The sequence below is a fragment of the Candidatus Nealsonbacteria bacterium DGGOD1a genome, from assembly GCA_022530585.1.
In the GTDB taxonomy this organism is placed as follows: domain Bacteria; phylum Patescibacteriota; class Minisyncoccia; order Minisyncoccales; family UBA5738; genus UBA5738.
Map to the genome: position 1 here is coordinate 157494 of CP092821.1, position 14210 is coordinate 171703.

Sequence of the window (14210 nt, forward strand, 5' to 3'; positions counted from 1 at the left end):
AAGACGATGGGCGAATTGATTTTATCTTCGCAACATCGACCTTATGCGTATTGTTCTATTGGGCTAAGGCAATTTGTTTTTGTAAATTCCAAATTTTGCAAATCAATTGCCAAATCCAGCATTTTTCTAAACTCTTGTAAATTCAATTTTCCTTTTATCCTTACCTCCATTTTTCTGCTTACGGCATTGTATATATGCACCTGCCAATCCTCAAACCCCGTAAGCCAGCAGTAGCATTGGGCTTGGAATGTTCCCGCTATTATTTGCCGTTCTTTGTTGCAAGGATAGCGGTAGGTTTTCAACTCCAAGGCTTCACCGGTATCAATGTTTAACTTGTCGGGCTGTCCCACAACTTTAATTCTTTGCCCGATATTCTTGCAATAATAATACCGGGGGAATATTTCATCCTGCTCGTATCCCAGGAGCCTGTGCAGTTCGTTTCCGTTCGGGATTGAACTTTCCGGCCTCCAAGTGGTGTTTAGCCACCAAGTTTCATCTCCGTTAAAGAACAACAGCTTTGTCGCTTCTCCCGCGGTTATTTTCCTTTCATTCGGCGCAATGTTTTCAACGCATATCCGTATTTTGCTTTTGATGACACCACACCCTTTTTGCCCGCTTATTTTTAGTGGCTTGTCGAATTTTAAATTTGTAAGCCACTGTATAATGGTGGCATAAATCGAACAATAAGGCAATTAAGTTTTTTTAAAAGGAATTAAGCTATATTGCGGCCAATTTTAGCTCGTTGATTGCCTTGATTTTGAACATTAGGCTTTCAATATAATTTCGGTCTTCCAGTATCTTCATTAACTGCGTTATAATACCATTTGGTACGCGACCCCATTTGCCCGTTATTATAACTTGCTTGTTTTCAAGCAAAGTTTGAAATAAAAGGGTAGGAGTAGCTTTAATGATTTTTTGGTAGCGATACCGCCGGCTTGTTTGAATATCGCCAGCGATAATACTTGGATGATCGGCAATGCCAATTTTCGACCGGTTTTGTTTGTGAGCTTGTCAATTTTTAATTGTTGTGAAAAAATACTTACCACCTTCCTGATTTCGTTGTAAAATGGAATTACAACTTTCATGTTGGTGTTGAGTCGGCGATTTACCGGTCGCCGGCTCTGGTGTCATTTTAGCATTTTTTAGGAGTTTCGTAATTCAAAGAAATTATGAAGAAGATTTTAATCGTTTTATTTTTATTGGTTGGTTTACACTTAATATACTTAATATGGTATTTTGGGGGCTATTTGATTCCAGATAGGGCCGATTGCAGTTTGTATAATTACGAGAGGTGCCCTGTTGGTTGCGAAGCGAGTTGTCATAGTAGCTGTAAAGCGTGTCTGGATAAAATTTGCGATTGTTCTTCCGGGACCGATGTTAGCATATTCCATTATTTTGGGTGGGGTGAATAATTAAGTGTTATGCACAGATTTTATCCTTTGAGAGATGATATTCAGAGTTGGTGCCATCTTTCTTAAAAGTCAAGGCGGTATGGATATTCTAATTTTTTAAAAAGTATGCAAAACAAAATCAATAAATTTGTTTATTGGGCGCCGCGAATATTATCAATACTGTTTATATTGTTTTTGGCGATGTTTTCGCTGGATGTTTTTGAAGAGGGCAGGAGCTGGCAGGAAATCGCCATTGCGTTATTTATGCACAATGTTCCGGTGTTGGCTTTGCTGGCGGTATTGATTATTTCCTGGAAGCGTGAAATCGTGGGCGGCGTTGCGTTTATCTTGGCGGGCATATTGTATATTGCGATGGTAGCGGCGGGTGTTTTGAAAAATGGGTTTGAGTGGTATATGGTTTCGTGGTTTTTAACAATTTCGGGGCCGGCGTTTTTGATTGGCGGTTTATTTTTGGTTGCTTGGCATAGAAAGAAGGATAAAACTATCAAAAAATCTTAACGGTGAAAATTGCAATATAAATTCTCATATTATAAGTTTCGCCGCGAAGTTATAATATGGGATTTGACTACACATTGATAATGTGTATAATTGAGGTATGGAAAATCAAAATAATTCTACAACTTATCAGCGGGTTGACATTACCCTTCCGAAGGAAACAGTCAGATTGCTTGAAAAAATCGCCAAGCGAGGCGATAGGAGCCGGTTGGTTGACCAGGCGATTCGTTATTTTGCCAAGGAAATGAGCCGAACTAATTTGAAAAAGCAGTTGAAAGATGGTGCGATAGTTAACGCTTCGCGAGATTTGAATTTGGTTGAAGAGTGGTTTTCAATCGATAATGAAGTATGCCCAAGCAAATAATTCCAAAACGAGGCGAGGTTTATTTGGTTAATTTTGACCCAACCATCGGTTCGGAAATCAGAAAAACGAGGCCGGCTTTGATTATTCAAAATGATATTGCCAATCGTTATAGCCCGATAACGATTGTCGCGGCGATAACTTTGCAAGTTGGGGAGCGGATTTATCCAACCGAGGTGTTGATAGAGTTCGGGCGGAGTGATTTAGGCAAGCGGTGCGTGGTTTTGTTGAATCAAGTACGGGCGATTGATAAACAACGATTAGTTAAAAGATTGGCGGTTTTTGATTCGGTTTTGATGGAAAAGATAAATCAGGCGTTGGAGATTAGCTTGGGATTAGTGGATTTATAAACAGAAAGAGAGGGTTGAATTACCTCTCTAATTATTGTTGCATAAACCAGGGCATCCCTACTCTTGCACTTGTTGCGTCCTCAAGGCCATTTCCGTCATCAAAAATTTCCTTTAATGTTAGTGGGAAATCTCTGATTAGTGGGAGGGGGCCGAGAAGATTTGTGAGCGAGAAGAACATTTCAGTTGTTTCCTCGTCAACTTTTACGGGAAGTCCAAGATTGTGTGCGTAGCTTGCCAGTTTGTTGACGCAATCCCATTGATGGAACCCTCCAAGAATTATCTCGGTTATATTTGAGATTTGGCCAAAGATAGATTCCGGGTTAGGGTATTTGCGATGTTGGGTATGTTCTTTGAAGGATAATCCTGCCGAAATTATGGTGTCTTCCGGCTCTATTGTTATCCAACTGGCGAGCAAATCTTTGTCCGGTTTGTTCGGCGCGTTTTCTTGACCGAATAAAAGCCAGACTATTTTGTATTTTTTCTTACGATACCGTGCGCGAATGATGTCGTTTAATCTGCGCACATCATATTTGCCGTTTCTGAATTGATAAAAATTACCTATCTCATTTTCAAAGAACGGCTTAATTGGATAGAGGAATAAGAAAACCTTCATCAAATTACCTCAATGGCATATTACACCATAATCATTCAAAATCAAGAATTGATGAAGCAGGTGCGAACATCGATTGCCAGACGACCAAGCTTCAAAAAGTCGCTCAGCGGGCGGTTTTTTGGCTGGATGGGCGTAGGCGGGGTTTAGAAAAACCAGAGTTGACACCATTTTCACGACACCATTTTTCGTGCGCCAAACCTGTCAAATACAAGTAGAAATGTCATACCCGGAATTTAAGTAGAAATGTCATACTTGACTTTTGTAGAATTAGTATTGTTATTTCCGGAAAAATATTTTAACAATTGATTTTTGCGATTTCAGCGGCGATTTGTTTGCGCCAAGGATGATCCGCCGGTGGCTTGGAGATGATTCTTTTTGCCGGTATGGCGGCAATCAATTCTTTGGCTTTCAACGGCTTGGCCGGCAGGATTTTGAAGTTTAAATATTTATCCCGCAGACGGATCGCCAGCGATCCGTCGAGCCGCTCTTCCATCAAAATTTCATCCTTGCGGCGCACGGTGGCGATCTGCTCTTTGGCGATCTGTATCCATTGGTTTTTGAACCTTATCGTGAAATCATTCTGTACCCGCCTTTGCGATTGGACGGAAAATATCGCGTCAAGATTTGAACTTTGAAAATCGGGCAGCTGCCGGTGCAGATCGTTTTTCTTTTTGGGAATCACCGAAAATCTTTGATTGAAATCCGGAATGAATTCTTCTTTTAAGAATTTGCTGGCCGCGGCGATATCGCTGATGCCGCGCAATCGCAATTCCTTGACCAGCCGGTCCTGCAAAGTGTCAAAGAGCCGTTCGATTCGGCCTTTGGCTTGCGGGCTGTTGGCGGTGATCAGGGTTATATCCAGTTCCCGGGCGGCTCTCTGAAACTGGGTGATCATTTCGCTGTTGTCTTTTGCATTTTTGTGATTGATCTTATATGTACTGAATTTATCCAGGTAGATGGCTATCGGTTTGCCTGATTCTTGGAGGTAGCCTTTCCAGAATTGAAACACATTGATGACGCTTTCGCTATCCGTGAATTCCGCCCGGGTGATCCGGCCGGTGGCATCGTCGACGGAGGCCAACAAACAAGATTCATCGCCGCGTTTCTCAAACCAGAAGTGGTAACAGCCGTCGAATTGTTCCAGCTCGCCCGGCGATTCTTTGCGTTCTCTTTGGCAGCGGAATTCCTGGTTTTGTTTTCTTGGTTTGGGCATCCAAATCTTTTTTGCGATCATTAAATTGCGCGTGGTCTGCTTGCCAATTTTTATTCCTTCAACCTCAACCAGTTTTTCATGCGCCAAGGTCGGGCCGAAATCAGGATACTTTTCTGAAATTATTTGTCCGGATTTTTCCCAGATTTTAAGATCGGTCTTATTGTTGCTTTGCTTGCCTCGCAAGCCGTGAATGATCCCATTGGCGCCTTTCTCCCGCACTTTGTTGCGCAATCGCTTTACCTGCCTTACCGACCGCCCCAGCTGCTTGGCCGCATCGCCCGGAGTGATTTCTTTGGCGATCAATTTTCTTATTACTTCATACCTGTCCAGCTCTTTTTGCGTCATCTTGAATAATTCTTTTTCCATATTGGTGGGTTATGTTTTATCCACCAATCATACCAGGTATGACATTTCTACTTGGACGCAAGTATGACATTACTACTTTTAAATGACATTCGTGCGCCAAACCTTGACAGAATGAGCCAAAAACTGGTATCTTTTAACTATCAACGCCCCGGCCAGCCGTAAGGTCCGCCGGGGTTTTCCTAAACATGGAAAGCATATTATTTGTCGATGGCCGCAATTTTATCAATAAGATTGAAGTTGTTTTGCGCGAAAATAAAATCAAGAGCATTGATTATTCTTTGTATAATTTTGGCGGGTTGATGGATAAAGTTTTGACGGGAATAAGAGTTGACCGCCGATTGTTCTATTTTGGAAAACTGGTCAAACATTCGGAAACTTTGGAGAAATCAGCCAAACTTATCGAAAACCAAAGAAAACTAAAAACCAGCTTGGAAAAGCAAGGTTTTGAAATTGTCATTGCCGGCAGGATTCGCGGCCATTTGGAAAAATGCCAAAAGGGACATGAAATGTTGGTTTTTAAGGAAAAGGGCGTGGATGTGAAACTTGCGGTTGATATGGTTACGTTGGCTTGCAATAATAAACTGAAAACAGCCATTGTTGGCAGTTCGGATTCTGATTTGCAGCCGGCAATCAGTGAATTAAAAACGCACGGTGTTGAAAGAATCTATCTTGGCTTTGAAACGGCTCCCAACAAGGGGCTAACATTTACCACCAACAGAACGATCCTTATTAGAAATTCCGAGGTTTTGGAATTTTTACCAAAAACCTTATTCTCAAAAGATAGTTAAACAGGCTCGAACATCGTTTGCCAGACGACCCTGCCAGAATTTGAAGCTGAAATCGACTTACCCTCTACGGGGAATCCGAACCCGCGAACATGCGTTGAGCGGTTTTGGGTATAGTTGGTGTGCTTTGCTTGACATAATGTATACTAAAGTGTTATATAGTATATATCTTAATGATCTAAGCATACTAACTTATGAAAATAGAGATAGGCAAGCTCCAAGGACAAAAAGAAGGATTTTCTGCCTTCGTTCCTTCTCAGTTTCCGCCAGAAGGTATTTTTGATTTAACCGCGTCCACTCTCATTAAGACTTCAGAGGCGGCGCGGTTAGTTGGAAAATTGGACGGTATTACTCATACGCTTCCCGATTTGGAGTATTTTCTAACGATGTTTGTTAAAAAAGACGCGGCATCGTCGGCGCAAATCGAGGGAACAAGAGCGACAATGATCGACGCCATTGAAAAAGCCGCTGGCGTGGCGACTTCGGAAACTGACGCCGATGACATTTTGTTTTACATTAAAGCTCTCGATTACGGAGTCGTGCGACTGAAGGAATTTCCGCTTTCGCTAAGATTGATAAGAGAAATCCACGCCCAATTGATGACTGGCGCCCGCGCAAGCCATTTTGCCGATCCGGGAGAATTCAGAAAATCACCGAACTGGATCGGTGGAACAACCCCATCGAATGCGTTATTCGTTCCGCCGCCAGTCGAAGAAATGCATCGGGCGCTCAACGATTTTGAAAAATTCCTTCATAACGAAAAATCAACTTTGCCGCTGGTCCATATTGCCATCGCGCACGGGCAATTCGAAACTATCCATCCTTTTTTGGATGGAAACGGAAGGACGGGCCGGTTACTGATTACTATGTTGTTGTGCCATAGAAATTTGCTGGAGCGGCCAGTGCTTTTCCTCTCCTCCTATTTCAAAAAGCACCAAAAAATTTATTATCAGAAGCTTCATGGTTACCATTACGGCGAAGTTGAAGAATGGATAAATTTTTTTCTGGACGGAGTGATTGAAACCGCTAACGAATCAATTGCCATATCAAAGTTGATAACCAAAATTCGTGGAAACGACTTAGAGAAAATACAATCGCTGGCCAAAAGAGAATCGGAGAGCGGAGTCAAGGTTCTTCGGAAATTATACGCGCAACCGATAGTGGCTTCGAAAACGATTATGGACTGGACCGGGTTTACCAGGGCGGGTGCACAGAAGCTGATCGACCGATTTGTGAAAATCGGAATTTTGGAATTAAAGGAAAACAAAACTGGCTACGACCGTTCCTATATTTATCGCGAATACACAGATGCGTTTTCGGCTTAGGGAAATAAATGGCGGGTTAAGGGGCGGGGTAATCGTTAAAGCGAATTTGACGCTGTATAATATTCCGTCAAACAGGCGCGAACATCGGTTGCCAGATGACCCCTTCTACGCTAAAGCTTCGAAGGGCAAGCTCTTCGACAAGTTCAGGCCTGCGGTCTGCCAATTTTGAAACTAAAATTTGCTATCCTCTGCGGCAAATCCGCGCTGATTTTAAGCTAGTTGTTTTGTTGCAGTTAGTTGCCTTAATCGTATCAAAATGATACGATTAAGGCATATAAATGATACGATTATGCAACAATTATCCCAAAAACAGCAAAAAATCCTTTCGATTTTGGTAAAAAATGGCAAGATGTCGTCTTCAGCTATTCGCGAGGCGTTGCTCAAAGCAAAAGAAAATGTGGCACTGATTACTGTTAAAAGAGCGTTATCGGAAATGGTTGATGCCGGGGTTATAATTGAGGCCGGCGGGGGAAGATCAACCGTTTATGGAATTGGTATTCCCGGCAGGGTATTTTTTGATATTGATGCAAGGGATTATTGCGCCGTTGAACCGGATTGGCGTTATGGGTTGAGCCGCTATAATTTTGATTTGTTTGCAAAGATGCCCACGGAAGTATTTTATGACGAAGAAAGGGCAAGGCTTGAGGCGGCGACAAAAACCTACAAACAAAGATCGCAAAATGTTACACCGGTAACGCAAAAAAAAGAATTGGAGCGGCTGATAATTGAGCTATCGTGGAAATCTTCAAAAATAGAGGGCAACACTTACACATTGTTGGAAACCGAAAAACTTATTTTGGAAAATAAAAAGGCAGTTGGCCGCAGCGAAAACGAAACCCAGATGATATTGAACCATAAAGACGCTTTTGATTTTGTTCGCCAAAACCAGCAGGAATTCAAAAAAATAAGCCGCGCCAATCTTGAAAAACTCCACTCGATTTTAGTGAAAGATATGGAGGTCGGTTTTGGTTTGCGCAAGGCGCCGGTTGGGATCACGGGCACCAAATACCAGCCGCTTGATAATATTTACCAGGTCGAAGAAGCGGTTAAGACGCTTTCCGCGGCGGCGGATAGAATGGAGAATATTTTTGCAAAGTCATTGCTGGCGGTTTTGGGCATAAGCTATGTTCAGCCGTTTGAAGACGGCAACAAGCGCACCGGCCGCTTAATGGCCAATGCATTGCTTTTATCCCACAGTCTGGCGCCGCTTTCGTATCGCAGCGTCGACGAAACGGATTACCGCCAGGCAACAATAGTATTTTACGAACTCAATTCGATGATACCTTTCAAAGAGATTTTTATCGGACAATGCGAATTTGCGGCCAATAATTACGCGCTTGGATTATAAGAACAAATGCGAACATCGTATGCCAGACGACCCCGGTAGGGGATGATTTTGTGTCATTGGAAAAAAATTGCTAATTGGCGGTTTTTAATTTGGTTTTGATGGAAAAAGTAAATCAAGCTTTATAAATGAACTTGGGGTCGGTGGTTGATTTATAACCTTTTGGGGTTTATAAAATTAATATGGCTAAAGAGAATAAATTAATAAATGAATCCAACTTAAGATTGATTTGCGAATTGCATTTGGGGTTGGAGCGGCAGGGGCCGGGCAGTCCTGAAATGACTATCAAGGCATTGAGCTTTGTGGATAATCTTGATAAAAATTCGCGGGTGGCGGATTTGGGTTGCGGAACCGGCGGGCAGACGATGGTTTTGGCGCAAAATATTGACGGGAATATCACCGGCGTGGATTTTTTCCCCGGTTTTATAGATATTTTTAACGACAATGCCAAAAAATTAAATCTTCAAGGAAGGGTGAAGGGGATTGTCGGTTCAATGGAGAATCTTTCTTTTCAAAAAGAAGAATTTGACTTGATATGGTCGGAAGGGGCGATTGCCGGGATTGGTTTTGAGAAAGGGTTAAATTATTGGAGGGATTTTCTAAAAAAAGACGGCTATGTTGCTTTAACTTACGAGTCGTGGTTTACCGATGAACGCCCGGCGGAAATTGAAAAGTGGTGGGTTGATAATGTTCCTGAAATAAGCACGATAGGAAATAATATTTCAATAATGCAAAAATCGGGATATATTCCTGTTGCCGCATTTATATTGCCCGAAAATTGCTGGACGGACAATTATTTTGTCCCGCGGGAAGCGGCGGGAAAAGCGCTTTTGGAAAAATACGCCGGGAACAAAACTGTGGAAGATTTTATCGCAAATATGAGATACGAAGCGGAATTGTATTCAAAATACAAGCAGTATTACGGATATGTTTTTTATATCGGGAAAAAGATTTAACGGCTTTCCAAAATTGGTGGAACTCAATTAAAATTTCTCAGAAGCAAGACACCTGCGAACCACACATGCTATAATTAAAGATAATAATAACTTTACATTACGAAACCATCGTTTTTAAATGTTTTGAAGGGGTCGCACCCCTGCGATTACACAGGGGAACGACCCCAAAATGCAAAGCGTTTCGTGATTCAAAATAATAAATAAAAAATATGGAAAAAAAGATATTCGCGGTTGTTTTATTTTCGTTTTCCTTGTTTACATTTTCGCCGTTGGCGGCGAACGCGGCGTGTTCGCAGGTGGCGGGGAAAACATATTATAGCGATAGCGTGAGTTACTTTAAGGATTCGGCGTGCCACCAAGAAATGAGTGCGGCCGATGTCGAGGCGGCGGGCGTTGGTTATATTTCCACGGGAAGCGCGAATTGCAAATATAATATTTCAAAAAAACAATATACCGACGGCACTTCTTTTTTTCTCAATAATAAATGTACCGATGAAGCCGCGCCGGGAGAAACCGCGGCCGCGCCCACGACTCAAACCGTGACTGCCCAAACCCAAACCCAAACGCAAGCGCAGGTTGCGGTCGCTGACGCGACTCAATACGCGCAAATGAACCAGAGGATCGCGGCGCTTGAAAATCAAGTAAAAATTTTAATGCAAATTATCACGCAGGTCTTGGCGCTGTTGGCGAATAGATAAAAGGGAAGCATTGCGCTTGTTTTATGCGCGAGTTGCCCGACGGCGTGTATATTTTTGATTAAGTTCTTGTTATAATGGGTCTGTCGCCGAATTGGCTTCAACCGCGATTTCCATTTTTCGGCTGCAAAGAATTCATCATTCGTCGCCGGATTTAGCTTAAATATGCCTCCTCATTCTTCATTCTTTTCGCTCGAAAACTGAAAATTTCGTTCTGAAGCTAATTCGGCGACAGACCCATAATGAACGCGGGAGGGCGCCGCATCAAAATCGGCGGTTGCGATTTTGCCGGTTTGCCGTAACAAAATCAAATCAATATGAGCGAAACAAAAAAAGTTTTGGTCATTGACGACGAAATCGTTCTGCTTGATCTTTTGAGTTCAAAAATAAGCCAAAACGGTTTTTTCGTGATCGAGGCGCATGACGGCGACGAGGGCTTGCAAAAAGCGCTGGCCGAACATCCCGATCTGGTGTTGCTGGATATTATAATGCCCAAGATGGATGGCATCACAATGCTGAAGAAACTGCGAGAAGATCCTTGGGGAAAAACGGCACGGGTGATCATTCTTTCCAATTTGAATACCGCCGAGGCGGTGGAAAAATCTTTGGCCAACGGCGCTTATGATTATTTGGTGAAGATCGACTACACGCTTGACGATTTGGTGAGGATTGTTAAAAAAAGGCTTGAAAAGAAAAGGGATTCCCGATGATCAATAAATATGGAAGAAGATATTCAAAAAAAGTTGGAAGATCAAGGCAAAAAACTCGACGATATTTACAATTCGGTCGAGAAAACGAGAAAATATTTCTTGTGGATACTTGTCGTAACCGCGGTTATGATAATTTTACCTTTGATCGGTTTGGCAATCGCGATCCCGCAATTTTTGGACGCATACGCCGCCGCGCTGAATTTTTAGCATCTTGCCAAGTCGGGATTTGACTTTCAGCCTTTTTTGCGGTTAAATAGAGCCGTGTTTGATTTTGATGTCGGAATTTATGATTTTTTGAAAATTGGAAATTAGAAATTGAAAATTGTCCCGCCGCGGCGGGACTCGCGGGCGTCGTATAGTGGCTATTATGTGACCTTGCCAAGGTTAAGACGAGAGTTCGATTCTCTTCGCCCGCTCAAATTTAAGAGCCGCTCTTGCAAGAGCGGCTCTTAAATTTGAGCGAGGTTTTTGTTTTTCGTTCGGTTGGTGTTTATTTGACAACGGCTTTTTTGTTTGCGAAAATGAATCAATGGGGATAGTGTTTTTTGTTGAATAATTAATATTCCCGAAAAATTCATTTATGAATAAAGAACTCGTTGATTATATTAAGCAACAAATAGAAATCAATGTTCCGAAAAATAAAATAACAAACATTCTTTTAAAGCAGGGCTGGCACCAATCGGAGATTGACGACGCGTTTCTCGCGGCTGGCGCCGGGATCAACAGTCCGGAAGGGTCGGGCGCCGGCGGGTTTGAAGACGGCGGGTTTGATGATCCCGACCAAGATAAAAACGGGGTTGGCTCGAGCCGAAAGATGATTTTCACGGTCGCGGTCGCGCTGGCGGTTTTGGCGATTATCGCGGGGATCGTGGTCTTTTCTCCGTTTGGAGATAAAAAGGAAGAAACGGCGCCATCGGGCGCGGGGACGACGACCGATGCGGGCGCCGGCGACACTGCGGCAAATCAACCCGCCGCCGGCGAAGAAACGGAAGTTGGCGCCGAGGTTTTGACTTTAATCAAAGAACTGAAAACATCGATACAGCCGCCGTCCGGCTGGGTCGCGCGCGAAGGCACGATACGCTCGCGGCCTTTGGCGGCTTTTTTCAAGGCCGTTCCGGAGAAAGACAGTTCCGGAAAAACGATTTTTAATGAAAACATAAGCGTTACTCTGGACAATTTCGGATCGGCCGGCGTTGGCGACGGGGCCGCGTATATCGCCAAGTCCAAAACAACGCTTCAGGCAAAGATAGAGAATTACAAGATGTTGACGGAGCGCAAGGTAAACTTGGGAGACGGTTCCGAGGCAACGCTGATTAACAGCTCTTTCACGCAAAACGGGCTTGATTTGAAAAATATGCAAATGTTCGCCGTTAAAAATGACAATGTTTACATAGTCACCGGCGTGGCGCTGGCTTCGAATTGGGACAAGGAAAAGGATATGATCGGAATGGCGATAATGTCGTTCAAATTTCCGTCCGGACAATAATTTTTTGGCTTTTAACGAGACCCCTTTCGCAGAGGGGTTTTGATTTTTATGGCAAATAAAAATGATATGTCGGACCTGGTGCGTTTTTTTTCCGCGCTGGCGGGAATCGTGATCGTGATGACTTTCATTTTGTCGTTTGGCTATGTTGTCGCGGATAAAAAATACGGTAAAAACATCCGCTATTGGAAAGCGTGCGTTTCAAGCTATATTAACCAGCAGTGGTATCAGGCGAAGAGCGCAAAGTGATTTTTGTCGATAATCATATGGGGAAAACAATATATATTGTCGGGATCGGCGGCCGGACCGGCGCGATGTTTTGCCGCGAACTGCAGGGCGCGGCGCGGATCATCGGCGTGGGTATGGATCGCGAAATCGAGGCGATCAACAATGGGAAAATTAAAACGCGGAGAGGCGCGGGCCAGCCGGAAATTTTAAAAACCGAAATTGTCCGATCCGCGGATTTTGCCGTGGCGGCCGAATTGAATCCTCCCGATTTCATCTGGCTGGCGACCAAGAATCCGGTGATCGAGACGGTTAAATTTTATTACCGTGGTTTTAAAGGCAAAGAAAAATTGCCGGCGCTGGTTATTTCGCAGAACGGATTGTCGGCAATCAACGACGCCAGAGCCGGTTTGTTCGAAGTGTTGGGACAAGCGGCCGACCGAGTGCGGATCATCCGGGTGAGTCTGATCAACGGAGTCGATCTTCGGGCGGAGGGGGGTGTTCTCGCCGAAACCGCGGCGAGCCCGAATGGGACATCCGTTATAAGTTACAAAATTCCGATTAAGCTCGGTTTTGGCGTGATCGACGGCAAAAGTTTTGATTTCAAGGAGATTTTGCTTGCCGGCCGGATTAAAGCGCGGGAATTTCCGGGGGCGGAAGTTTTTGAAATGGAAAATTCAAAATTGTTCACGAACTTGATCGGCATGGCGGCCGCGGTTAACGGGATGGATGCCGGCCAAGGGTTGCGCGACAAGAAAGTTTTTAAAGAGGAAGTCGCGGCGCTCAAAGAATATGTTTTGGCGATTAAAAAATCCGGCGGCGGGTTTGTCGGTGATTTTTGCGGTTATCCGATCAAATTTTTGGCTCAAATGATGTTGTGGCCGTTATGGTTGCTTTTGCCTTGGCGCGGCTTGCTGGCGGATATCGTGGCCAAAGGCCGCAACCGCCCCAAAGACCTGTCCGAAATCGATTACTACAACGGCGAAGTCGCGCGGCTGGGCAAGCGCGCCGGCGTGCCCACGCCGATGAATGAAGAAATAATTGCAAAAGCCAAAGAAATTAACAATCAACGCGCGTAAATAAAAAGATGGTGGCCGGATGTGGTCACCAATCTGGATCGTAATCAATCCTCTCGAAGACATCATTAAACATGTAGTCTTCGTCGTAACCCAGATATCTGGGTACGCGAGGCATGCAAGATATTCTAGGCAATCTTTGATCAAAGTCGATGATGTAATTTTCACCTTTGGCTTTGCACTCAACCCACATATGCCCTTGGTGGGTTGTTTTGTTGTAGCCGCGGACTACCATTGCCGGATAGCCTTTGGCAATCAACAGGGAGCACATGAAGGTTGACAGATCATTGCAATCTCCTTTTAGGGTAGTCCCTGTTATGGCTACTTCCTGCCAATATTCGGCACATTCGGGATACACATCCCGATCGCTGGCGTATGCGATATTAAGTTGGCGGCCGGTTTCATTAAAAAAGAAACCTTCTCCTATTTTAAATGTAACTCTTGCCGCGAACCACCGGATTATTGGATCATCCGGTTGGATATATTTGCTATATCCGGTGGTATAACTCTTTATCCATGGAGCGCAGTCTTCCCTGTAACTTACGCTTTGATCATGCGGTGCGGTTTCATATGAGGAACTTGCTTCAACCGCAAAGACTATTATTATTGCTACAATTGTCGCGAACAGTTTAACATTAATAATGAATTCCCCCTTTGTAATCAACTGGTATTCTTATAAAATAACTTTATTAATTTGTCAAATTTTTTTGGAAAAATTTGCGGTTCAAAAATTGTTGCAAACTTATTCACAAACTTATTCACAATTGACATTGCGTTTTAACTTTGGGAAAATAAAACAA

At 43.5% G+C, this 14210-nt stretch carries 18 protein-coding genes and 1 tRNA gene; 14 read left to right on the top strand and 5 right to left on the bottom strand.

Features of this window, described 5'->3' with window-relative positions; all coding sequences use genetic code 11:
* Positions 1-41: 41 nt before the first annotated feature.
* Positions 42-692, bottom strand: a complete 651-nt coding sequence (locus L7H18_00850; protein ID UMX48076.1) for a hypothetical protein — start codon at positions 690-692, stop codon at positions 42-44.
* Between the two features lie 159 nt (positions 693-851).
* Positions 852-1085, bottom strand: a complete 234-nt coding sequence (locus L7H18_00855; protein UMX48077.1) for a hypothetical protein — start codon at positions 1083-1085, stop codon at positions 852-854.
* 432 nt (positions 1086-1517) lie between these two features.
* Between L7H18_00855 and L7H18_00860 the strand changes: the two genes are divergently transcribed.
* The 3 genes from L7H18_00860 (at position 1518) to L7H18_00870 (ending at position 2618) form a co-directional block, all read left to right on the top strand.
* Positions 1518-1910: a hypothetical protein gene (locus tag L7H18_00860; GenBank protein UMX48078.1), complete on the top strand. Its 393-nt coding sequence runs from the start codon at positions 1518-1520 to the stop codon at positions 1908-1910.
* Positions 1911-2007: 97 nt separating this feature from the next.
* Entirely contained in the window at positions 2008-2271 is a 264-nt protein-coding gene (locus L7H18_00865; protein UMX48079.1) for a ribbon-helix-helix domain-containing protein, read from the top strand.
* Positions 2256-2618, top strand: a complete 363-nt coding sequence (locus L7H18_00870; protein ID UMX48080.1) for a type II toxin-antitoxin system PemK/MazF family toxin — start codon at positions 2256-2258, stop codon at positions 2616-2618. Before L7H18_00865 ends, L7H18_00870 begins: the two co-directional genes overlap by 16 nt.
* 31 nt (positions 2619-2649) lie before the next feature.
* Here the strand turns inward: L7H18_00870 and L7H18_00875 are convergent, their stop codons facing one another.
* Positions 2650-3231, bottom strand: a complete 582-nt coding sequence (locus L7H18_00875; protein ID UMX48081.1) for a hypothetical protein — start codon at positions 3229-3231, stop codon at positions 2650-2652.
* Positions 3232-3526: 295 nt separating this feature from the next.
* Complete coding sequence (locus L7H18_00880) at positions 3527-4810, bottom strand: ISNCY family transposase (protein UMX48082.1); 1284 nt, start codon at positions 4808-4810, stop codon at positions 3527-3529.
* 185 nt (positions 4811-4995) lie between these two features.
* Between L7H18_00880 and L7H18_00885 the strand changes: the two genes are divergently transcribed.
* The 11 genes from L7H18_00885 to L7H18_00935 all read left to right on the top strand — a co-directional run bounded on the left by L7H18_00885 (position 4996) and on the right by L7H18_00935 (position 13413).
* Positions 4996-5598 carry an NYN domain-containing protein gene (locus L7H18_00885; GenBank protein UMX48083.1) on the top strand — a complete coding sequence of 201 codons (603 nt, stop codon included), beginning with the start codon at positions 4996-4998 and terminating at the stop codon, positions 5596-5598.
* 191 nt (positions 5599-5789) lie between these two features.
* A complete protein-coding gene (locus L7H18_00890; protein UMX48084.1) occupies positions 5790-6920 on the top strand; it encodes a Fic family protein in 1131 nt (376 codons plus the stop codon).
* A gap of 289 nt (positions 6921-7209) precedes the next feature.
* The gene (locus L7H18_00895; protein ID UMX48085.1) at positions 7210-8268 is read left to right on the top strand and encodes a Fic family protein; all 1059 of its coding nucleotides are present in this window, start codon (positions 7210-7212) and stop codon (positions 8266-8268) included.
* Between the two features lie 179 nt (positions 8269-8447).
* Positions 8448-9221 (top strand): class I SAM-dependent methyltransferase, encoded by a 774-nt coding sequence (locus tag L7H18_00900; protein UMX48086.1) that lies wholly within the window; start codon positions 8448-8450, stop codon positions 9219-9221.
* A 209-nt stretch (positions 9222-9430) separates the two neighbouring features.
* Positions 9431-9919, top strand: a complete 489-nt coding sequence (locus L7H18_00905; protein UMX48087.1) for a hypothetical protein — start codon at positions 9431-9433, stop codon at positions 9917-9919.
* A gap of 314 nt (positions 9920-10233) precedes the next feature.
* Positions 10234-10626, top strand: a complete 393-nt coding sequence (locus L7H18_00910) for a response regulator (protein ID UMX48088.1) — start codon at positions 10234-10236, stop codon at positions 10624-10626.
* Positions 10627-10635: 9 nt separating this feature from the next.
* The gene (locus L7H18_00915; protein UMX48089.1) at positions 10636-10833 is read left to right on the top strand and encodes a hypothetical protein; all 198 of its coding nucleotides are present in this window, start codon (positions 10636-10638) and stop codon (positions 10831-10833) included.
* A 137-nt stretch (positions 10834-10970) separates the two neighbouring features.
* Positions 10971-11042 (top strand) — tRNA-Gly (locus L7H18_00920).
* Positions 11043-11206: 164 nt separating this feature from the next.
* A complete protein-coding gene (locus L7H18_00925; protein ID UMX48090.1) occupies positions 11207-12112 on the top strand; it encodes a DUF1795 domain-containing protein in 906 nt (301 codons plus the stop codon).
* A gap of 48 nt (positions 12113-12160) precedes the next feature.
* A complete protein-coding gene (locus L7H18_00930) occupies positions 12161-12358 on the top strand; it encodes a hypothetical protein (protein UMX48091.1) in 198 nt (65 codons plus the stop codon).
* 17 nt (positions 12359-12375) lie between these two features.
* Positions 12376-13413 carry a hypothetical protein gene (locus tag L7H18_00935; protein UMX48092.1) on the top strand — a complete coding sequence of 346 codons (1038 nt, stop codon included), beginning with the start codon at positions 12376-12378 and terminating at the stop codon, positions 13411-13413.
* A gap of 25 nt (positions 13414-13438) precedes the next feature.
* Here the strand turns inward: L7H18_00935 and L7H18_00940 are convergent, their stop codons facing one another.
* Positions 13439-14074, bottom strand: a complete 636-nt coding sequence (locus tag L7H18_00940) for a hypothetical protein (GenBank protein ID UMX48093.1) — start codon at positions 14072-14074, stop codon at positions 13439-13441.
* Positions 14075-14210 lie beyond the last annotated feature (136 nt).